The organism is Rhodococcus sp. X156, from assembly GCF_004006015.1.
GTDB lineage: Bacteria > Actinomycetota > Actinomycetes > Mycobacteriales > Mycobacteriaceae > X156.
In genome coordinates, this window is sequence record NZ_CP034766.1 from 3,318,166 (window position 1) to 3,338,432 (window position 20,267).

The window sequence follows — 20,267 nt, forward strand, 5'->3', positions numbered from 1 at the left end:
GCCCCCACGGAAGGGCAAGGGACCAACGGCTCGCCGGTATCGTGGGCGCGGTGACCCCAGCCAGCACCGCCGTCCTGTCCGTGGGCCCGGAGTTCATCCAGCCGAACTACCTCCTCGAGAACTTCGGCTTCGCCGGACTGCTGACCGTGGTCTTCGTGGAGTGCGCCCTGCTCTTCGGCTTCTTCCTCCCGGGCGACTCGCTGCTGTTCACCGCCGGGCTCATCTCCACCGGGGACGCGGTGCTCGCCGGGCACCCGGTGCCCTCGATCGCCCCGGTGTGGCTGCTGATGCTCACGGTGCCGATCGCGGCCATCGCCGGTGACCAGGTCGGCTACTTCATCGGCCGCAAGGCCGGGCCGGCCATCTTCAACCGGGAGGACTCCCGGTTCTTCAAGCGCAAGTACGTGGCTGACGCGCACGAGTTCTTCGACAAGCACGGCCCCAAGGCCATCATCCTGGCCCGCTTCGTGCCGATCGTGCGCACCTTCATGCCGGTGACCGCCGGGGTGGCCAAGATGCGCTACCGCACCTTCGTCACCTACAACATCGTCGGTGGCGTGCTCTGGGGTGCCGGGGTCATCCTGCTGGGACGACTGCTGGGCAACGTGGACTTCGTGAGCAAGAACATCGAGGCCATCCTGCTGCTCATCGTGGCGCTGTCGGTGGTGCCGATCCTCGTCGAGGTGCTCCGCAACCGCCGGGCGTCCACGCGGGCCAGGACCCAGGCCGATGCAGCTGTGCGCGCCGACGCCGCCAGCGCTGCCGTCCCGACCGACGACGCGTCGGCGCAGGACGAGAGCGGCGGTACCGCCCGCGGGACCGCCGCCGTCTGACGTGCCGCCGGGCGCCCAGCTCGTCGCGGCGACCTACGGTCCGCTGGAGACCGCGGGCCCGGTGCTGGTGTGGGTGATCGTGCTGGGCTTCGTGCTGCTGGAGTGCGCCTTCATCGTCGGGCTGTTCCTCCCCGGCGACTCGCTGCTGCTCACCGCCGGCGTGGTGCTGGCCGCGCACCACAGCGAGCACCAGGCGTGGTGGCTGGCGGGCACGGCGACGGTGGTGGCCATCGTCGGCAACCAGGTGGGCTACCAGGTGGGCACGCACGCCGGCACCAAGGTCCTCGCCCGCAAGGGCGGCCGGGTCCTCAACCGCAAGAACCTGCTGCGCGCCACCGACCTGATGCACCGCTACGGCTTCTGGGCCGTGGTGATCGCCCGCTGGATCCCCTGGGTGCGCACCCTGGCGCCGATGCTCGCCGGGGCCGCGCACATGAACCCGCGGCGCTACCTGCTGGCCAGCAGCCTGGGTGCGCTGATCTGGGTGCCCACCCTGCTGCTGCTCGGCTACTACGGCGCCGGGTTGCTCGACACCGTCCCGTGGCTGCTGCACACCGCCGTCGCCGTGCTGGTGGTGCTGCTGGTGGTGGGCACCGCCTGGGGGTTGTTCCGCTACCGCCAGGAGGTGGAGCGCCCGGAGGACCCCGACGTGGTGCCCGCCCCCGACCTGCCGGCGCTGGACCACTAGCCCCGCTCAGCCGGGCAGGGTGGCGGCAGCCTCCAGCAGCATCCACGCCGACAGCTGCACCGAGAGGTCCCGCCGGCCGGCCAGCGGTGGCTGCTCCCAGCTGGGGCCGAACACCGGTCGTCCCGCCACCTCGTCGCGGTGGCGCCACGCCGCGTCGGCGGAGCTGAGCACCAACCGGCGGGCCGTGGCCCGGGCCTGCGCGTCGGCGTCGTCGTCGCCGGGCAGCTGGCGGGCGACCACGGCCAGGTAGCGCGCCAGGATGCCGGCGAACAGCCCGCCGTCCCCGCCGCCGGCACCCACCGGCACGCCGCTGGGCGCCAGGTGGGTCTGCACCGCGCGCACCAGTCGGTGCACCCGACGCGCGTGCACGGCGGCGCCGGTGCGCACCGCCAGCTCGGTCTCCGCCCCCAGCACCACGCCCTGGCAGTAGGTGTACTTGGTGGCCTCCACCACCGCGCCCGCCTCACCAGGACGCAGCCCGTCGCAGACCAGGCCGGTGGCGGGGTCCAGCAACCGGGTGTGCAGCCAGTCGGCGGTGTCCGCGGCCGCCGACACGCGGCCGCTGCGCGCGAAGAGGATGGCCGCCGGCCCGTTGGCGGGGGTGTTGCGGAAGTCGTCCCCGCGCCGCCACGGGATGCCCTGCCCGCCAGCGTGCTGGTAGGCCTGCTGCAGCTCGACCAGCAGGGCCTGCGACCCGCGCGGGTGCGCCACCGCCAGCTCGGTGTCGGCGCGCTGCAGGGCCAGCGCCAGCCAGGCCATGTCGTCGTAGTAGCTGTTGGTCCAGCTGCCGAGGTTGCGCACCTGGATGCCCCGGGCCACCTCCCGCACCCGGCGGGTCCGCTGCGGGTCGGGCTCGCGGGTGGCCGCGTCCACCAGGCAGTCCAGCAGGTGCGCCTGCCACCAGTAGCACCACTTGGCGAACGTGCGGTGCTCCGGCGCCGGGGGCACCACCATCAGCCCCAGCGCGGTGCCGGGCAGCCCCCACAGCGGCCGCAGGTGGTGGTGCAGCACCGCGTCCTCGGCGGCGGCGGCCCGCTGCGCCCAGGTGCTCACCAGGCTTGGCGCAGGTCAGCGTGCTGGCGCACCCAGGTGTGCATGGCGATGCCCGCAGCCACCCCGGCGTTGATGCTGCGGGTGGAGCCGAACTGGGCGATGGACACGGTGAGCGTGGCGTGCTCGACGGCCTCCGCGCTCACCCCGGGACCCTCCTGGCCGAACAGCAGCAGGCAGTGCCGGGGCAGCTCGGTGGTCTCCAGCGGCTGCGCGCCCGGGGTGTTGTCCACCGCCACCACGGTCAGCCCTTGCGCGCGGGCGTAGCCGGCCAGGGTGGGGACGTCCGGGTGGTGGTGCACGTGTTGGTAGCGGTCGGTGACCATGGCGCCACGGCGGTTCCACCGCTTGCGGCCCACGATGTGCACGGCCGCTGCCGCGAAGGCGTTGGCGGTGCGCACCACGGTGCCGATGTTGCCGTCGTGACCGAAGTTCTCGATGGCCACGTGCAGCGGGTGCCGGCGGGTGTCCAGGTCGGCGACGATGGCCTCGCGCCGCCAGTACCGGTAGGCGTCCACGACGTTGCGCCGATCGCCCTCGGCCAGCAGCTCAGGGTCGTAGCGCGGGTCCTCCGGCAGCGGCCCCACCCAGGGACCCACGCCGACCGGCGCCTGCGCCCACTCGGTGGGCCCGGCCTCGGAGACCGCTGAAGCCTCCGCGGCGTCCACCACGTGCTCGGTCACTGCTCTCCCGCGTGGATGGCGCTCAGGCCAGCCCGAGGTCAGCCAGGGTGAGCAGCGACCGGTACTCCAGCCCCTGCTCGGCGATCACCGCGTCGGCGCCGGTGGCCCGGTCCACCACGGTGGCCACGCCGACCACCTCCGCACCCACCTCGCGCAGCGCGGCGACGGCGGTGAGCGGGGAGTTTCCCGTGGTGGTGGTGTCCTCCACCACCAGCACCCGGCGACCCACCACGTCCGGGCCCTCGATGAGGCGCTGCATGCCGTGCGTCTTGGTGGACTTGCGCACCACGAAGGCGTCCAGGCCGGTGCCCGCGTGCAGCATGGCGGTAGCCACCGGGTCAGCACCCAGGGTCAGCCCGCCCACCGCGGTGAAGTCCCAGTCGGCGGTCAGCTCGCGCAGCAGCCGGCCGATCAGCGGGCTGGCCTCGTGGTGCAGCGTGGCCCGGCGCAGGTCCACGTAGTAGTCCGCCTCCGCGCCGGAGGACAGCGTGACCTTGCCGTGCACCACTGCGAGGTCGCGGACCAGCTCGGCGAGGCGGGCACGGGCGGCAGGATCCACGGCGGCAGGCATGGCGCTCACGCTACCGAGGCGGCGGCCTGAGCAGCCAGGCGGTGCTCAGCCGTGTCCGCGAGATCAGCTGCGGCCGCGGGCGTTGCCCACGCGGGTGGCCGCCCAGCGCAGGGCGCCGCGCGGCAGCAGGTGGGAGGCCCCGACCAGCGCCTTGTACTGCCGGCCGGGCACGGAGACCACCCTGCCGCGACGCAGGTCGGCCAGGCTTGCGTGGACGACGTCGTCGGGCTGCAGCCACAGCCGGTCGGAGGTGGAGCTCATGTCGATGCCGGCGCGGGCGTGGAACTCGGTGCGCACGAAGCCTGGGCACAGCGCCTGCACCTGCACGCCGGTGCCGGCCAGCCCACCGGCGAGACCCTCGGAGAAGGAGATCACCCACGCCTTGCTGGCCGAGTAGGTGGAGCCCCGCCCAGGAACCAGGCCCGCCACGCTGGCCACGTTGACCACCGCGCCGCTGCCCGCGGCGATCATCGCCGGCAGCGCAGCCCTGCTCAGCTGCATGACGGCGGTGACGTTGACGTCCAGCTGGGCCTGCAGCTGCTCGGGGTCGGTGGTCCAGAACTCCCCCGAGGTGGCGAAGCCGGCGTTGTTCACCAACAGGTCCAGGCCCTGGCGGGCGCGGTCGGCCACGACGGCGCGGTCCTCGGCGCGGGTGAGGTCGGCGGTGAGCACGGTGGCGGTGCTGCGGTGGCGGCTGCTCAGCTCCGCGGCCAGCGTCTCCAGCTTGGCGGTGTCCCGGGCCACCAGCACCAGGTCGTAGCCGTCGGCGGCCAGGCGGCGGGCGAACGCGGCGCCGATGCCGGAGGTGGGACCGGTGACGAGGGCGGTGCGGGAGGTCATGGCCGAGAGGCTAGCTGCGCACCGGTGGTCAGACCGGCTGGGTGGCGGGCAGGCCGTGCGCCAGCTCGCCCAGGCGCCCCAGCAGCACCAGCACGTCATCCCACCGCTCGGGTCCCGCGGTGGGGTCCAGCGCGGCCAGCGCCCAGCCACCCTCCACCCAGAGCACGGTGAGGTCGTAGCCGGCGGCGTCGACCAGCTCCACCAGCTGGTCGTCCACCACGGCGCGGGCCGCCTCGAGGTCGTTGGTGAAGGCGTAGCGCTCTCCCACCGGGCCCAGCAGGTCCAGCCCGGACGCCAGGCCGGCGCTGCCGGTGGACACCGAGCCCTGGCGCAGCTCCAGCACCACCTCGGACTCACTCGGCCGGCGCACCGCCAGCACCGTGCAGGCGGTGGCGCCGGCGCGCTGCAGGTCGAACAGGTGCACTGGCCGGCCGTCGTCGACCAGGCTCACCACCTGCACCGCGCGGCCTGCGTCGCTGTCGGCGAAGACCCCGTGGCGCCACCACCCGGCGAGGGCAGGGTCGGCCTCCTGGTGGCGGCCGCCGTGCTCCTGCGCCCACTGGCGGCGCGCACGGCCACCGGCGCTGCTGCGGCGGGCGTCCAGCGCCAGCACGGCCAGACCCACCGCCAGCAGCACGATGCCGGCGACGACCAGGGCTGTGCTCATCGGGCGCTCACGCCCGACACCCTAACCGTCGCCGGCGTCGGCGAGGGACCGCTGCGGAGGGCGACTCAGGCGACCGGCTCGGGTGCGCCCACCACCAGCGCCGCCCCGTCCGGCGCCACGTCCACCGCGACGGTGTCACCGTCGTGCACCTTGCCGCCCAACAGCTCTCGGGCCAGCTGGTCACCGATGGCGTGCTGCACCAGGCGCCGCAGCGGCCGGGCGCCGTACTGCGGGTCGAACCCGCGCTCGGCCAGCCAGGTGCGGGCCGCCGCGGAGACCTGCAGGGTGAGCCGGCGGGCCTCCAGCCGCTTGGCCAGCGCGGCCAGCTGGATGTCCACGATGTGCTCGAGCTGGGCCTCGGTGAGCGCGTCGAAGACCAGCACGTCGTCCAGGCGGTTGACGAACTCCGGCTTGAACGCCCGGCGCACCGCCTCCATCACCTGCTCCTTGGTGCCGCCGGCCCCCAGGTTGGAGGTGAGCACCAGGATGGTGCTGCGGAAGTCCACCGTGCGGCCCTGGCCGTCGGTGAGGCGGCCGTCGTCGAGCACCTGCAGCAGGATGTCGAAGACGTCCGGGTGCGCCTTCTCCACCTCGTCGAAGAGCACCACCGTGTACGGCCGGCGGCGCACCGCCTCGGTCAGCTGGCCACCGGCGTCGTAGCCGACGTAGCCCGGGGGCGCCCCCACCAGCCGGGCGACGGAGTGCTTCTCGCCGTACTCGCTCATGTCGATGCGCACCATGGCGCGCTCGTCGTCGAAGAGGAACTCCGCCAGCGCCTTGGCCAGCTCGGTCTTGCCGACGCCGGTGGGGCCGAGGAACAGGAACGATCCCGTCGGCCGGTCCGGGTCGGCCACCCCGGCGCGGGCGCGGCGGACGGCGTCGCTGACCGCGGCGACGGCCGCCTCCTGGCCCACCACGCGGGAGCCGATGACCTCCTCCATGCGCAGCAGCTTGGCGGTCTCGCCCTCCAGCAGCCGCCCGGCCGGGATGCCCGTCCAGGCGGAGACCACGTCGGCCACGTCGTCCGGCCCGACCTCCTCCTTGAGCAGCACGTCGCCGTCGGTGGCCACGCTGGTGGCCTCGGCGAGCTTGCGCTCCAGCTCGGGGATGCGGCCGTAGCGCAGCTCCGCGGCCCGGCCGAGGTCGCCGTCGCGCTCAGCCCGCTCGGACTCCCCGCGCAGCGTCTCCAGCTGCTCCTTGAGCTCGCGCACCCCCTCGATGGCGTTCTTCTCGTTCTGCCAGCGGGCGCTGAGGGCGTTGAGCCGCTCCCGGGCGTCGGCGAGCTCACCGCGCAGCGTCTCCAGCCGGTCCTGCGAGGCGGCGTCGCTCTCCGAGGACAGCGCCACCTCCTCGATCTCCAGGCGGCGCACCTCGCGCTCCACCTCGTCCACCTCCACCGGCCGGGAGTCGATCTCCATGCGCAGCCGCGAGGCCGCCTCGTCCACCAGGTCGATGGCCTTGTCCGGCAGGAATCGGGCGGTGATGTAGCGGTCGGACAGGGTGGCCGCGGCCACCAGCGCGCTGTCGGTGATGCGCACGCCGTGGTGCACCTCGTAGCGCTCCTTGAGCCCGCGCAGGATGCCCACGGTGTCGGGCACGCTGGGCTCGCCCACGAAGACCTGCTGGAAGCGGCGCTCCAGGGCAGCGTCCTTCTCGATGTGCTTGCGGTACTCCTCCAGCGTGGTGGCCCCCACCAGGCGCAGCTCCCCGCGGGCGAGCATCGGCTTGATCATGTTGCCCGCGTCCATGGCGCCCTCCCCGGTGGCGCCGGCGCCGACGATGGTGTGCAGCTCGTCGATGAAGGTGATGACCTCGCCGGCACTGGCCTGGATGTCGGCGAGCACCGCCTTGAGGCGCTCCTCGAACTCGCCGCGGTACTTGGCACCGGCGACCATGGAGCCCAGGTCGAGGGAGATCACCCGGCGGCCGCGCAGGCTGTCGGGCACGTCGCCGGCGATGATGCGCTGGGCGAGGCCCTCCACGATGGCGGTCTTGCCCACGCCCGGCTCACCGATGAGCACCGGGTTGTTCTTGGTGCGGCGGCTGAGCACCTGCACCACCCGGCGAATCTCCGCGTCGCGGCCGATCACCGGGTCCAGCTCACCGTCGCGGGCGCGGGCGGTGAGGTCGGAGCCGTACTTCTCCAGTGCCTGGTAGCTGCCCTCCGGGTCGGGGCTGGTGACCCGGGCGGAGCCGCGCACGGTGGTGAAGGCCTCGCGCAGGGCCTGCGCGGTGGCGCCGTGGCCCACCAGCAGCTTGGCCACGTCGGAGTCACCCTCGGCCAGGCCGACCAGCAGGTGCTCGGTGGAGACGTACTCGTCGCCCATCGACTCGGCCAGCTGCTGGGCGGCGTTGAGGGCCCGCAGCGCCGGGCGGTCGAGCTGCGGCGCGGCGACGGTGGCCCCGGACGCGGCGGGGATGCGCCGCAGCAGGGTCTCGGCCTCGGCGCGCACGGCGGCCGGGTCGGCGCCGACGGCGGTCAGCAGCGGTCCGGTGATGCCGTCGCTGACTCCGAGCAGGCTGACCAGCAGGTGCGCGGGCCGCACGTCGGGGTGTCCGGCGCTGGTCGCTGACTGCACAGCGGTCGACAGCGCCTGCTGCGTCTTGGTCGTCGGCGTGAAGGAGTCCACTGATCCACCTCATGGTCTGCTCGTGCTGCGCCCGAAGGCCCTGCAAGGTCCAACGTCAACAAACCTTAGCCTGTTCCGCTCAAGTCTAGGCGTTGCCCTGGGGCCGTTGCGATTCCGGTGGTCGGAACTTCCCGGTTCCGCCCCGCCCGCCGGCTCCGTAGCATCCGCGCCCATGGAGAAGCTGGTGTACGCGCTGTGGCCCCGCCCGGACGAGCCCTCAGCAGGCTGGGCGGAGCGGCTGCGCGGCGAGGTGGCCGAGCAGCTCACCGCCGCCGGCGCCCGGGGCGTGCAGGTGAACGTCTCCGACGACGCGGTGGCCACGGCGATGCTGCGGATCACCACCTTCGATGTTCCCATCAGCGCCGTGGTCAGCGTGTGGGTGGACACCGTGGCCGGCCCGGTCCGGCCCGCCCTGGAGCAGCTGCTGGCCGAGGTCAGCGGACGCATCGCCGGCTACCTGGTCACCGAGTCGGTGCCGATGGCTCCGCAGTGGGAGCCGGGTGCGCGCGGCTACGGCTTCACCAACGTCGCCTTCCTGCGCCGCCCGGCCGAGCTGGACCCGGCGACCTGGCTGGACCGCTGGCAGAACCACCACACCACGGTGGCCATCGAGACCCAGGAGACCCACGGCTACGTGCAGAACGTGGTGGTGCGCGCGCTCACTCCCGACGCCCCGGTGGTGGACGGCATCGTGGAGGAGGTCTTCCGCCCCGAGGCGCTGCAGGACGTGCACGCCTTCTACGGCTCGGGCGGCGACGACGCCGAGCTCGCTCGCCGGCTGCAGGCCATGGCGGCCAGCGTCGACACCTTCGGCGCCGCCCAGGGCATCGACGTGGTGCCCACCAGCCGCTACGTGCTGACCTCCCCCACCCCGTGCCCCACCCTCAGCTAGGAGCAGCAACCGTGGCCCCACGCACCGTCCTCGTCACCGGCGCCCAGTCGGGCATCGGCCGCGCCACCGCGCTGCTGCTGGCCCAGCAGGGCTGGCGGGTGGGCGCGTTCGACCTCACGGTCCCCGACCTCGCCGAGGCTCCGGAGGCCGCCGGCGCGGCGGTGCCCATCCACTGCGGGCGCCTGGACGTCACCAGCACCGCCGACTGGGAGCAGGCGCTGACCGAGCTGACCGCTGGCACCGGGGGCGTGCTCGACGCCCTGGTGAACAACGCCGGGGTCATCTCCGCAGGCACGTTCGTGGAGCAGGACGTGGACACCCACCTGCGCCTGGTGCAGGTCAACGTGGGCGGGGTGATCCGCGGCGCCCGGCTGGCCCACCCGTACCTGCTGCGCTCCCCCCAGGCGCACCTGCTCAACCTGGCCTCGGCGTCGGCGATGTACGGCCAGCCCGGCCTCGCGGTGTACGGCGCCACGAAGTCGGCGGTCAAGAGCCTCACCGAGGCCCTGGACATCGAGTGGCGCGGCACCGGGATCACCGTCACCTCGCTGTGGCCGCTGTTCGTCCGGACCGCCATGGTGGACGAGATCAAGGACCTGGGCACCACCCGCAGGCTCGGCGTCCGGCTGGGCCCGGAGGACGTGGCCCGCCAGGTGCACCGCGTGCTGTCCGGCCGCCGCCGGGTGCGCTCGCCGCACGTGATGGTGGGTGCGCAGACCAGGCTGGCGGCCCCGCTCACCCGGATGACCCCGTACTGGCTCAACCGCCAGGTGATCGGCTGGCTCAACCGCTGAGCACCAACGGGTGGCCGCAGCAGCAGACGCGCCCTACTGTGCAGGAAGCGTTTCGCTGACAGCGCTGTCCCCGTCTTGGCCGTCGCCGCCGAGCCGGCGTCACCGCTGTTCGGACGAACTCCACGAAGATGATGCGGTAGGGGGCTCTGGCATGGCGTTCATGTCGCCGGTCGACTCGATGTTCCTGCTCATGGAGAGCAGGGAACACCCGATGCACGTGGGTGGGCTCTCGCTGTTCACCCCGCCGGAGGGCAGCGACGGAGCCGGGCTGGCCCGCTCGATGTACGAGGACCTCTCCGACACCGACAACATGCGCCAGCTCTTCCTGCGCAAGCCGCAGCACCTGCTCACCAGCTTCGCCCCGCTGCGGTGGACGCACGACGCCACGGTCGACGCGGACTACCACCTCCGGCTGTCCGCGCTGCCCAGCCCGGGCCGGGTCCGCGAGCTGCTGGAGCTGGTCTCGCGGCTGCACGGCACCCTGCTGGACCGGCACCGCCCGCTGTGGGAGCTGCACGTGATCGAGGGCCTCAACGACGGCCGCGTGGCGGTGTACTTCAAGACCCACCACGCGCTGATCGACGGGGTCGCGGCCACCCGGGCGTGGTACCGCGCGCTGAGCGAGGACGCCACCACGCCGTTCGTCTCGCCGTGGGTGGAGCCGGAGGACCGCAAGCAGGCAGAGCGTGCGGACAAGCCCAGCAGCGGCGGGTCGAGCCCGCTGTCCGCCGCGCTCGGCGGCGTCGCCCGCGCGGCGCTGGACGTGGCCGGGATCGCCCCCGCCACCATCGGCAGCGCGCTGCAGGCGTTCAACGACAACACCGCGGCCCTGCCCTTCCAGGCGCCGCGCACGATCTTCAACGTCCCCATCACCGGCGCCCGGCGCTTCGCCGCGCAGGCCTGGCCGATGGAGCGGCTGCGCGCGGTCAGCGACGCAGCGGGAGTGACGGTCAACGACACGGTGCTGGCCATGTCCGCCGGGGCGCTGCGTCGCTACCTGCTGGAGCTGGGCGCCCTGCCCGACGAGCCGCTGGTCGCGATGGTGCCGGTGTCGTTGCGCAAGGAGGGCGACGGCGAGGGCAACGCGGTGGGGGCGGTGCTGTGCAACCTGGGCACCGAGCTGACCGATGCCGGGCAGCGCCTGCACCGCGTGCACCAGTCGATGCGGTACTCCAAGAACGTGCTGGCCGGGCTGAGCCCGCTGCAGAGCCTGGCGGTGAGCGCGCTGAACATCGGCGGCCTGGCGCTGGGCCCGCTCGGGGGCGCCGACCGCCTCACCGGGCCGCCGTTCAACATCATCATCTCCAACGTGCCGGGGCCGGACACGGAGCGCTTCTGGAACGGGGCGCGGCTGGAGAACTTCTTCCCCGCCTCCATCCCCGTGGACGGCCAGGCGCTGAACATCACGGTGGCCAGCTACGCCGACACCATGCAGTTCGGGCTCACCGGCTGCCGGCGCAACGTGCCGCGGCTGCAACGCCTCCTGGTGCACCTGGAGGACTCGCTGGCCGAGCTGGAGAAGGCCACGGCCTGACCGTCGTCCGTACCGGCACGGGAGCCGGCGCAGCTACCGGCGCGGCTTCCAGACCACCACGGCGGTGGAGCGGCGCACCGGCACCAGGTCGCGCCGGTAGCTGGCGTGCACGCCGGCGGTGGCCTGCTCGGCGGAGGCGCGGGTGCGCTCGAGCTCGTCAGTGAGCTCCTCCACCTGGTCCTGCAGCGCCGTCACCTGCTCGGTCAGCTCGATGATGCGCTTGATGCCGGCGAGGTTCACCCCGTCGTCCTGGGACAGCCGCTGCACCTCGCGCAGCAGCGCCACGTCTCGTGGGGAGTAGCGACGCCCGCCGCCGGGGCTGCGGTGCGGGGTGACCAGGCCGAGCCGGTCGTAGGTGCGCAGGGTCTGGGCGTGCATGCCCGCCAGCTCGGCAGCCACGCTGATCACGAAGACCCGGGCGTCGGGGTCCATGGACGGCGAGGGCCCCGGGGTGGGTCCGGGCCCGGCCATCAGCGATCGCCCGCCATCGCGCCCGCCCAGCGTGCTCGCGGGTCGAACCCGCTGGCGCGCTCGGCCTCGACGTAGGCCTGCAGCGCCTGCTGGGCCTCGGGGCTCAGCGTCGGGGGCACCGCCGCCTCCAGGGTGACCAGCAGGTCACCGGCCTGGCCGTCGCGCTTGCTCACCCCGCGGCCGCGCAGGCGCAGCACCCGGCCGTTGGCCGAGCCGGCGGGGACCTTCATCTTCACCCGGCCGTCCAGCGTGGGCACCGACAGCGTGGTGCCCAGCGCCAGCTCGCCGAAGCTCACTGGCACGGTGATGGTGAGGTTGTTGCCGTCCCGGCGGAACACCGGGTCGGGGGTGACGTGCACGGTGACGAACAGGTCGCCGGCCGGGGCGCCGCGCAGGCCGGCCTCGCCCTGCCCGGCCAGCCGGATGCGCTGCCCGTCGTCCACCCCGGCGGGGATTCGCACGGTGATGGTGCGGGTGCGCGTGGTGGTGCCGGTTCCCCGGCACTCCGGGCACGGGTCGTCCACCAGCGAGCCGGTGCCGCGGCAGTCCCGGCAGGGCTCGCTGAAGCCGAACGCCCCCTGGTTGCGGCTGACCACGCCGGCTCCGCCGCAGGTGGGACAGCTGCGCGGGTGGGTGCCCGGCTTGGCGCCGCTGCCGTGGCAGGTGGTGCACGCCGCCGGGCTGGTGAGCCGCAGCGGGACCACCGCACCCTTGGTGGCGTCGGCGAAGTCCAGGCGCACCTCGGTCTCCACGTCGCCCCCGCGCTGGGGACGGCTCGCCTGCTGCCCGCCGGACTTGCCGAACAGCCCGCCGAACAGGTCGTTGAAGCTGCCCGGGTCGGCCTGGAACCCGCCGTTGCGGGCCTGGCCGAACAGGTCGTTCAGGTCGAAGTCGTTGGGCATCCCCGCACCGGGGCGCCCACCACCGAACCCGCGACCCCCGCCGGCGGCGAAGAGGCTGCGGGCCTCGTCGTACTCCTTGCGCTTGGCGGGGTCGGAGAGCACACCGTGCGCCTCCGACACCGCCTTGAAGCGCGCCTCCGCCTTGGCGTCCCCGGGGTTGGCGTCCGGGTGCAGCTCGCGAGCGAGCTTGCGGTAGGCCTTCTTGATCTCCTCGGAGGAGGCGTCGGAGGAGACGCCCAGCTCGCCGTAGAAGTCCTTGTCCATCCAGTCCCGCGCACTCACTGGGCGTCTCCTCCCCTCATTCTGCTGGTTTGTCCTGGACCGCCGAGGTCGCCGCAGCGTCCTCGGCCGGGGCGGAGCCGGCGTCCGGCACGGGGTCCTCGGACACCGCCACCATCGCCGGGCGCAGCACCCGGTCGCCGAACCGGTAGCCCTGGCGCATCACGGCGCTGAGCACCGGTTCGCCACCGGAGCCCTCGTGCGAGACCGCCTCGTGCAGCGCGGGGTCGAACGGGTCGCCCTCCGCGCCGAAGGCCGCCAGGCCCTGGCCGACCAGCGCGTCGGTGAGCTTGTCCGACACGGCCTTGAGCGGGCCCTGCAGGTCACCGTGGCTGCGGGCGCGGGCCAGGTCGTCGAGCACGCCGAGCAGCGAGGAGACCACCGACGCCTTGGCGGTGCCGATGACCTGCTGCCGGTCGCGCTCCACCCGGCGGCGGTAGTTGGCGTACTCCGCCGAGACGCGCTGCAGGTCGGCCGTGCGCTCGAGCAGCTCGGTCTGGAGCGGGTCCATGCCCTCGTCGGCAGCCCCCTCCTCGACACCGCTGTCGACCGCGTCCTCGGCCCCGACCGGCTCCGCGTCGTGGTACTCCACGGCCACCTCGTCGAGGTCGGCCTCGTCCACCGGGCCGCCCGGCGGGCGGACCTGACCCGTCTCCGGGTCGATCCGCCGCCGGTCGGTCACCCGCACGGGCTCCTCGCGGTGCTCCTCCTCGCGGGGGCTCACTTCGAGTCACCCTCCTTGGCGTCGTCGGGCTCGTCCACGACCTCGGCGTCGACCACGTCGTCGGCGCCGTCGGCACCGCCGGTGGGCTGGCCGTCGGCGGCCTCGGCGTTGGCGGAGGCGTAGATGGCCTCACCCAGCGCCTGCGACTCCGTGCCCAGCTTCTCCACCGCGGACTTGATGGCCTCGGTGTCGGTGCCACCGAGGGCGTCCTTGACCTCGGCGATGGCGGACTCGACCTTGGTCTTGACCTCGGCCGGGACCTTCTCCTCGTTGTCCTTGACGAACTTCTCCGTCTGGTGCACGAGGGACTCGGCCTGGTTGCGGACCTCGGCCTCGTCTCGGCGCTTCTTGTCCTCCTCGGCGTGCGCCTCGGCGTCCTTCATCATCTGGTCGATCTCGTCCTTGCTCAGGGCCGAGCCACCGGTGATGACCATCGACTGCTCCTTGCCGGTGCCCAGGTCCTTGGCACTGACGTGGACGATGCCGTTGGCGTCGATGTCGAAGGTGACCTCGATCTGCGGGACGCCGCGGGGCGCCGGCGGGAGGCCGGTGAGCTCGAACATGCCGAGCTTCTTGTTGTACGCCGCGATCTCGCGCTCACCCTGGTACACCTGGATCTGCACGCTCGGCTGGTTGTCGTCGGCCGTGGTGAAGGTCTCCGACCGCTTGGTCGGGATGGTGGTGTTGCGCTCGATGAGCTTGGTCATCACGCCGCCCTTGGTCTCGATGCCCAGCGACAGCGGGGTCACGTCGAGCAGCAGGACGTCCTTGACCTCACCGCGCAGCACACCGGCCTGCAGGGCGGCGCCCACGGCGACGACCTCGTCGGGGTTCACGCCCTTGTTGGGCTCGCGGCCACCGGTGAGCTCCTTGACCAGGTCGGTCACGGCGGGCATGCGGGTGGATCCACCGACCATCACGACGTGGTCGATGGCGCCCACGGAGATGCCGGCGTCCTTGACCACGGCCTTGAACGGCGCGCGGCAGCGCTCGAGCAGGTCGGAGGTGATCTTCTGGAACTCGGCCCGGGAGAGCTGCTCGTCGAGGAACAGCGGGTTCTTGTCCGCGTCCACGGTGATGTAGGGCAGGTTGATCGAGGTGCTCTGCCCGGAGGACAGCTCGATCTTGGCCTTCTCCGCGGCCTCGCGCAGGCGCTGCATGGCCATCTTGTCCTTGGTCAGGTCGATGCCCTGCGAGGACTTGAACTTGTCGGCCAGCCAGTCGACGATCCGCTGGTCCCAGTCGTCACCACCGAGGTGGTTGTCACCGGAGGTCGCCCGCACCTCGACGACGCCGTCACCGATCTCCAGCAGGGACACGTCGAAGGTGCCGCCACCGAGGTCGAAGACCAGGATGGTCTGCTCCTTCTCGCCCTTGTCCAGGCCGTAGGCGAGGGCAGCCGCGGTGGGCTCGTTGACGATGCGCAGGACGTTGAGGCCCGCGATCTGGCCGGCCTCCTTGGTGGCCTGGCGCTGGGAGTCCTCGAAGTAGGCCGGGACGGTGATCACCGCGTCGGTGACCTCCTCGCCCAGGTAGGCCTCGGCGTCGCGCTTGAGCTTCATCAGCGTGCGGGCGCTGATCTCCTGCGAGGTGTAGTCCTTGCCGTCGATGCCCACCTTCCAGTCGGTGCCGACGTGGCGCTTGACGGATCGGATGGTGCGGTCCACGTTGGTGACAGCCTGGTTCTTGGCCGGCTGTCCCACGAGCACCTCGCCGTTGCGCGCGAACGCGACGACCGACGGCGTGGTGCGCGAGCCCTCAGAGTTGGCGATGACGGTGGGCTCGCCACCCTCCAGCACCGATACGACTGAGTTGGTGGTACCGAGGTCGATCCCGACCGCACGAGCCATGGTGGTTCCTCCTACTAGTTCTGTCCTGGGTTACCGATTGCGTCCCCGCTCGCGCGGCGAACGGCAACCTTAAGCGTGATCGGCTCAAGTTTGCCTGAGCACTGACACTTCGGTCAAATCCAACCTGAGTCGGGTCCGCTCAAGGCGCTGCGGATCCTTCAACGCACCACCTGTGACGACTGTTCCCGCTCCGTATGCAAGGAGGCGGCTACCGCAAAGTAGGGTCACCCGAGCACTGTCGCGACGGAAGGTTGCAGGTCAATGAACGCGTTGACGATCACCATGGGCACCGTTGGTGTCCTCATCAGCCTTGTGTGCTGGTACATCTTCATCCAGGGCGTGGTCAAGATGATCAAGATCATCCGACTGGGCCAGCCCGACGCCACCCGCAACGGTCCGCTCGCGGCCCGCCTCACGCAGATGGCGAAGGAGGTCGTCGCCCACACCAAGATGAACAAGAAGCGCAACGTGGGACCTGCGCACTGGTTCGTCATGTGGGGATTCCTCATCGGCAGCCTCGCGTGGTTCGAGGCGTACGGCGAGACCTTCGACCCGCACTTCCACTGGCCGCTGATCGGCAACTGGGCCCCGTACCTGCTGCTCACCGAGATCCTCGGTGTGGGCACGGTGCTGGGTGGCCTGGCGCTGGTGATCATCCGGCAGATCAACCACCCGCGACGCGCTGACCGGCTGTCCCGCTTCGGCGGCTCCAACTTCAAGCAGGCCTACTTCGTCGAGGCCGTGGTCATCATCGAGGGCCTGGGGATCCTGGCCGTCAAGGCGTTCAAGGTCGCCAGCGACATCGAGCACGCGCCGAACTGGGCCAACTTCCTCACCAACCCGATCGGGCACGCGCTGCCGGACAGCGCCACCGCGGTCTCCGTCGTGGCCCTGGTCAAGCTGCTCTCCGGCATGATCTGGCTGCTCGTCGTCGGCCGCTCGCTCACCATGGGTGTGGCGTGGCACCGCTTCAGCGCCTTCTTCAACATCTACTTCAAGCGCCAGGACGACGGTGGTCCCGCGCTCGGCGCGCTGCTGCCGATGATGTCGCAGGGCAAGGCCCTGGACTTCGAGGAGGCCGACCCGGACAAGGACGTCTTCGGTGCCGGCAAGATCGAGGACTTCAAGTGGAAGGGGTGGCTGGACTTCACCACCTGCACCGAGTGCGGCCGCTGCCAGGAGCAGTGCCCGGCCTGGAACACCGGCAAGCCCCTCTCCCCGAAGCTGGTCATCACCTCCCTGCGCAACCACGCCTACGCCAAGGCGCCCTACCTGCTGGCCGGTGGCTCCACCGACATGGCCGGCGACGAGGTGGGCCTGGTGGACGGCGAGGGCAACGTCGACCAGGCGAAGCTCGACGCGGTCCCGCAGGCCGCCCGGGACGAGGCGGCCCGCTCGCTGATCGCCGAGGCGGTCGACGGCGGCGTCATCGACCCCGAGGTGCTGTGGAGCTGCACCACCTGTGGCGCCTGCGTGGAGCAGTGCCCGGTGGACATCGAGCACGTCGACCACATCGTCGACATGCGTCGCTACCAGGTGCTGATCGAGTCGGAGTTCCCCACCGAGCTCGGTGGGCTGTTCAAGAACCTGGAGAACAAGGGCAACCCGTGGGGCCAGAACGCCAAGGACCGCCTCGCGTGGGCCGAGGGCCTCAGCTTCGACGTGCCCGTCTTCGAGGGTGAGCTCGGCGACGCCGAGTACCTGTTCTGGGTCGGCTGCGCCGGCGCCTTCGAGGACCGCGCCAAGAAGACCACCCGCGCGGTGGCCGAGCTGCTGCACATCGCCGGCGTGAAGTACACGGTGCTGGGCACGGAGGAGACCTGCAGCGGCGACCCCGCGCGCCGCTCCGGCAACGAGTTCCTCTTCCAGATGCTCGCCCAGCAGAACGTCGAGGTGCTCAACTCCGTCTTCGAGGGTGTGGAGAAGGGCAAGCGCAAGATCGTCGTCACCTGTGCGCACTGCTTCAACGCCCTGGGCAACGAGTACCCGCAGGTGGGTGGTGACTACGACGTGGTGCACCACACCCAGCTGCTGAACCGCCTGGTGCGGGAGAAGAAGCTGGTGCCGGTGGCCAGCGTCGGCGAGGACGTCACCTACCACGACCCGTGCTACCTGGGTCGGCACAACAAGGTCTACGACGCTCCCCGCGAGCTGGTCGGGGCCTCCGGTGCCACCCTGCGGGAGATGCCGCGCCACGCCGAGCGCTCGCTCTGCTGTGGTGCCGGTGGCGCCCGGATGTGGATGGAGGAGCGCATCGGCAAGCGCATCAACCTCGAGCGCGTGGACGAGGCGCTGTCCACCGCTCCGACGAAGATCGCGACCGGCTGCCCGTTCTGCCGCGTCATGCTGACCGACGGCCTGACCGCGCGCCAGGACACCAAGGTGGCGCCGGAGTCGGTGCAGGTGGTCGACGTGGCCCAGCTGCTGCTGGAGTCCGTCACCGCCGACCGCAAGCCGGGCGCTGGCGACCTGGCCACCGAGGAGCCTGCTGACGTGCCGACCGACGAGGTGCCCACCGGCACCCCGCTGCCGGACGAGGACAACGCCCCTGGCGCCGCGCAGTCCGCCACCCAGCCCGCCGACGGCTCGGACGACCCGAGCACCAAGGGCACCGAGGGCACCGAGGCGTCGCCCAACGGAAGCGGCGCCAGTGCGGAGCAGGAGAGTGGCTCGGCCAACGGGACCGGCACCACGCCGGAGCCCGACGACGCCGCAACCGCCCGCAAGGACGGCGACGCGAGCTGAGCCGGCGGCGCCGCGAGGCGCCTGACACACGAGTACGGGTGTGGCTACGACCTGACGGTCGAAGCCACACCCGTACTGCTTCCGGCCACGCTGCTGGACCGGTGGCTCTGTCCTGCTCTCGTGGAGATGCTCGCGCCCCAGTGTGCGACGACGGCGAGCGGTTCGCATCCCGAAAATCACGTGCACACAAGCAATTTCGATCTGAGACGCCGATCACTTCGGCGTGCCGCACCGGGGGGCAGCAGCCGCTTGACCTGCAGTGTCGACACGGGCACGGTCAGTGGCCGGCACCCCGGAGAGGGTCGGGAGCGGCCCCAGGAAATGTCCGAAAAATATTGCCTGGACCCGAGTGCAACTATGTAGGGGTGAGCAACCACGTGGACCAGTCCCCCAGCACTCTGCTGACGCACAGCCACCGCGCGCTGAACCAGTCCCGCAAGCTGGGGAACGTGCTGTACGACATCCGGGGACCGGTTCAGGCGCACGCGGCGCGGCTGGAGTCCGAGGGACACCGGATCCTCAAGCTCAACATCGGCAACCCGGCGCCGTTCGGCTTCGACGCGCCGGACGAGATCCTGCAGGACGTCATCGCCGGCCTGCCCACCGCGCAGGGCTACTCCGACTCCAAGGGTGTGCTCTCCGCCCGCCGCGCGGTGGTGCAGCACTACCAGCAGCAGGCGGGCTTCCCCGAGCTCGACGTGGACAACGTCTACCTGGGCAACGGCGTGTCCGAGCTGATCACCATGTCGCTGATGGCCATGCTCGACGACGGCGACGAGGTGCTGGTGCCCGCGCCGGACTACCCGCTGTGGACGGCCTCGGTGAACCTCGCCGGCGGCACCCCGGTGCACTACCTCTGCGACGAGGCCGACGGCTGGAACCCCAACCTCGCCGACCTCGAGGCGAAGATCACCCCGCAGACCAAGGCGTTGGTGGTGATCAACCCGAACAACCCGACCGGGGCGGTCTACACCCGGCAGGTGCTGACCGGCCTGGTGGAGCTGGCCCGCAAGCACCGGCTGGTGCTGATGGCCGACGAGATCTACGACAAGATCCTCTACGACGACGCCGTGCACGTCCCGCTGGCCTCGCTGGCGCCGGACGTGTTCTGCCTGACCTTCAACGGCCTGTCCAAGGCCTACCGGGTGGCCGGCTACCGCGCCGGCTGGATGGCGGTGACCGGGCCCAAGGCGCACGCGGCCAGCTACCTCGAGGGCCTCACGCTGATGGCCTCGATGCGGCTGTGCCCCAACGTGCCGTCGCAGAACGCCATCCAGGCCGCGCTCGGCGGGTACCAGAGCATCAACGACCTGATCCTGCCCGGCGGCCGGCTGCTGGAGCAGCGGGACACCGCGTGGGAGGAGCTCAACAAGATCCCCGGCGTCTCCTGCGTCAAGCCGCGCGGTGCGCTGTACGCCTTCCCCCGGCTGGACCCGCAGGTGCACGAGATCTACGACGACCAGAAGCTGGTGCTCGACCTGCTGCTGGCCGAGAAGATCCTGGTGGTGCAGGGCACCGGCTTCAACTGGCCGGCGCCGGACCACCTGCGCGTGGTCACCCTGCCGTGGGCCCGAGACCTGTCCAAGGCGATCCAGCGGCTGGGCAACTTCCTGGCGTCGTACACGCAGTAGGTCCGGGTGGCGTCTCCCGGCAGCAGGCCCGCGCTGCCGTCGGTGTGTGCCAACATGCCCGGATGAGATTCCTGGTTCGTCTCGTCATCAACGCCGTCGCCATCTGGCTGGCCGCCGAGTGGGTGTCCGGCATCGAGATCGCCTCCTCCGGCCGCGGCCAGGGCTGGGACGTCGTGGTGGTGCTGTTCATCGCGCTGGTCTTCACCGTGGTCAACGCGGCGATCCGCCCGGTGGTCAAGCTGCTGTCGCTGCCGCTGCTGATCGTCACCCTGGGCCTGTTCACCCTGGTGATCAACGCCCTGATGCTGTGGCTGACGGCGTGGATCTCCCAGGCCACCGACTACGGCCTGACCATCTCCGGCTTCGGTGCCGCGTTCTGGGGCGCCCTCATCGTCTCGCTGGTCAACTGGCTGCTGGGCGCGCTGGTGCCCGAGCACTCCCGCCGCTAGCGCTCCCACCCGAGGCCCCGCCACACGACGACGG

The 20,267-nt window shown here is 71.8% G+C and carries 17 protein-coding genes and 1 pseudogene; 8 read left to right on the forward strand and 10 right to left on the reverse strand.

All coding sequences use genetic code 11. The features are described from left to right. The first annotated feature begins 50 nt into the window (after positions 1-50). Both ELX43_RS15655 and ELX43_RS15660 read left to right on the forward strand, forming a co-directional pair. Positions 51-833: a VTT domain-containing protein gene (locus tag ELX43_RS15655; protein ID WP_241249258.1), complete on the forward strand. Its 783-nt coding sequence runs from the start codon at positions 51-53 to the stop codon at positions 831-833. Position 834: 1 nt separating this feature from the next. Beyond that, complete coding sequence (locus ELX43_RS15660; protein WP_241249260.1) at positions 835-1,521, forward strand: DedA family protein; 687 nt, start codon at positions 835-837, stop codon at positions 1,519-1,521. 6 nt (positions 1,522-1,527) lie between these two features. Here the strand turns inward: ELX43_RS15660 and ELX43_RS15665 are convergent, their stop codons facing one another. The 6 genes from ELX43_RS15665 to clpB all read right to left on the reverse strand — a co-directional run bounded on the left by ELX43_RS15665 (position 1,528) and on the right by clpB (position 7,962). After that, on the reverse strand, positions 1,528-2,577 hold the full coding sequence (locus ELX43_RS15665) for a glycoside hydrolase family 76 protein (protein ID WP_127784223.1): 1,050 nt from the start codon (positions 2,575-2,577) through the stop codon (positions 1,528-1,530). Beyond that, on the reverse strand, positions 2,571-3,254 hold the full coding sequence (locus ELX43_RS15670) for a TrmH family RNA methyltransferase (protein ID WP_241249262.1): 684 nt from the start codon (positions 3,252-3,254) through the stop codon (positions 2,571-2,573). Before ELX43_RS15670 ends, ELX43_RS15665 begins: the two co-directional genes overlap by 7 nt. Positions 3,255-3,276: 22 nt before the next feature. Beyond that, positions 3,277-3,825, reverse strand: coding sequence for an orotate phosphoribosyltransferase (pyrE, locus tag ELX43_RS15675; protein ID WP_127784224.1), 549 nt, complete (start codon positions 3,823-3,825; stop codon positions 3,277-3,279). Between the two features lie 63 nt (positions 3,826-3,888). Beyond that, positions 3,889-4,665, reverse strand: coding sequence for an SDR family oxidoreductase (locus ELX43_RS15680; protein ID WP_127784225.1), 777 nt, complete (start codon positions 4,663-4,665; stop codon positions 3,889-3,891). A 28-nt stretch (positions 4,666-4,693) separates the two neighbouring features. Continuing rightward, complete coding sequence (locus tag ELX43_RS15685; protein ID WP_127784226.1) at positions 4,694-5,332, reverse strand: hypothetical protein; 639 nt, start codon at positions 5,330-5,332, stop codon at positions 4,694-4,696. A 65-nt stretch (positions 5,333-5,397) separates the two neighbouring features. Next, positions 5,398-7,962, reverse strand: coding sequence for an ATP-dependent chaperone ClpB (clpB, locus tag ELX43_RS15690; protein ID WP_127784227.1), 2,565 nt, complete (start codon positions 7,960-7,962; stop codon positions 5,398-5,400). Positions 7,963-8,134: 172 nt separating this feature from the next. On the opposite strand from clpB, the gene ELX43_RS15695 reads away from it, so the two are divergent. From ELX43_RS15695 to ELX43_RS15705, 3 genes are all read left to right on the forward strand, one after another. Further along, complete coding sequence (locus ELX43_RS15695; RefSeq protein WP_127784228.1) at positions 8,135-8,854, forward strand: EthD domain-containing protein; 720 nt, start codon at positions 8,135-8,137, stop codon at positions 8,852-8,854. Positions 8,855-8,865: 11 nt separating this feature from the next. Then, positions 8,866-9,648 (forward strand): SDR family oxidoreductase, encoded by a 783-nt coding sequence (locus ELX43_RS15700; protein WP_127784229.1) that lies wholly within the window; start codon positions 8,866-8,868, stop codon positions 9,646-9,648. Positions 9,649-9,799: 151 nt separating this feature from the next. Beyond that, positions 9,800-11,182 carry a wax ester/triacylglycerol synthase family O-acyltransferase gene (locus tag ELX43_RS15705; RefSeq protein ID WP_127784230.1) on the forward strand — a complete coding sequence of 461 codons (1,383 nt, stop codon included), beginning with the start codon at positions 9,800-9,802 and terminating at the stop codon, positions 11,180-11,182. Positions 11,183-11,215: 33 nt separating this feature from the next. On the opposite strand, the gene ELX43_RS15710 is transcribed toward ELX43_RS15705, so the two are convergent. Genes ELX43_RS15710 through dnaK form a run of 4 tightly spaced genes read right to left on the reverse strand, consistent with a single transcriptional unit; the run spans position 11,216 to position 15,408 of the window. Beyond that, the gene (locus ELX43_RS15710; RefSeq protein ID WP_127784231.1) at positions 11,216-11,653 is read right to left on the reverse strand and encodes a helix-turn-helix transcriptional regulator; all 438 of its coding nucleotides are present in this window, start codon (positions 11,651-11,653) and stop codon (positions 11,216-11,218) included. Then, positions 11,653-12,837, reverse strand: a complete 1,185-nt coding sequence (dnaJ, locus tag ELX43_RS15715; RefSeq protein ID WP_127784232.1) for a molecular chaperone DnaJ — start codon at positions 12,835-12,837, stop codon at positions 11,653-11,655. Before dnaJ ends, ELX43_RS15710 begins: the two co-directional genes overlap by 1 nt. A 16-nt stretch (positions 12,838-12,853) precedes the next feature. Further along, positions 12,854-13,558 carry a nucleotide exchange factor GrpE gene (gene grpE, locus ELX43_RS15720; protein ID WP_241249287.1) on the reverse strand — a complete coding sequence of 235 codons (705 nt, stop codon included), beginning with the start codon at positions 13,556-13,558 and terminating at the stop codon, positions 12,854-12,856. Next, entirely contained in the window at positions 13,555-15,408 is a 1,854-nt protein-coding gene (dnaK, locus tag ELX43_RS15725; protein WP_127784233.1) for a molecular chaperone DnaK, read from the reverse strand. Before dnaK ends, grpE begins: the two co-directional genes overlap by 4 nt. A gap of 261 nt (positions 15,409-15,669) precedes the next feature. Between dnaK and ELX43_RS15730 the strand changes: the two are divergent. From ELX43_RS15730 to ELX43_RS15740, 3 genes and pseudogenes are all read left to right on the forward strand, one after another. Next, positions 15,670-17,850: pseudogene (locus ELX43_RS15730) on the forward strand ((Fe-S)-binding protein); the annotation flags it as partial. Between the two features lie 680 nt (positions 17,851-18,530). Beyond that, positions 18,531-19,784, forward strand: coding sequence for a pyridoxal phosphate-dependent aminotransferase (locus ELX43_RS15735; RefSeq protein WP_127784971.1), 1,254 nt, complete (start codon positions 18,531-18,533; stop codon positions 19,782-19,784). Positions 19,785-19,846: 62 nt separating this feature from the next. Next, the gene (locus ELX43_RS15740; protein ID WP_127784235.1) at positions 19,847-20,233 is read left to right on the forward strand and encodes a phage holin family protein; all 387 of its coding nucleotides are present in this window, start codon (positions 19,847-19,849) and stop codon (positions 20,231-20,233) included. Positions 20,234-20,267: the final 34 nt, after the last annotated feature.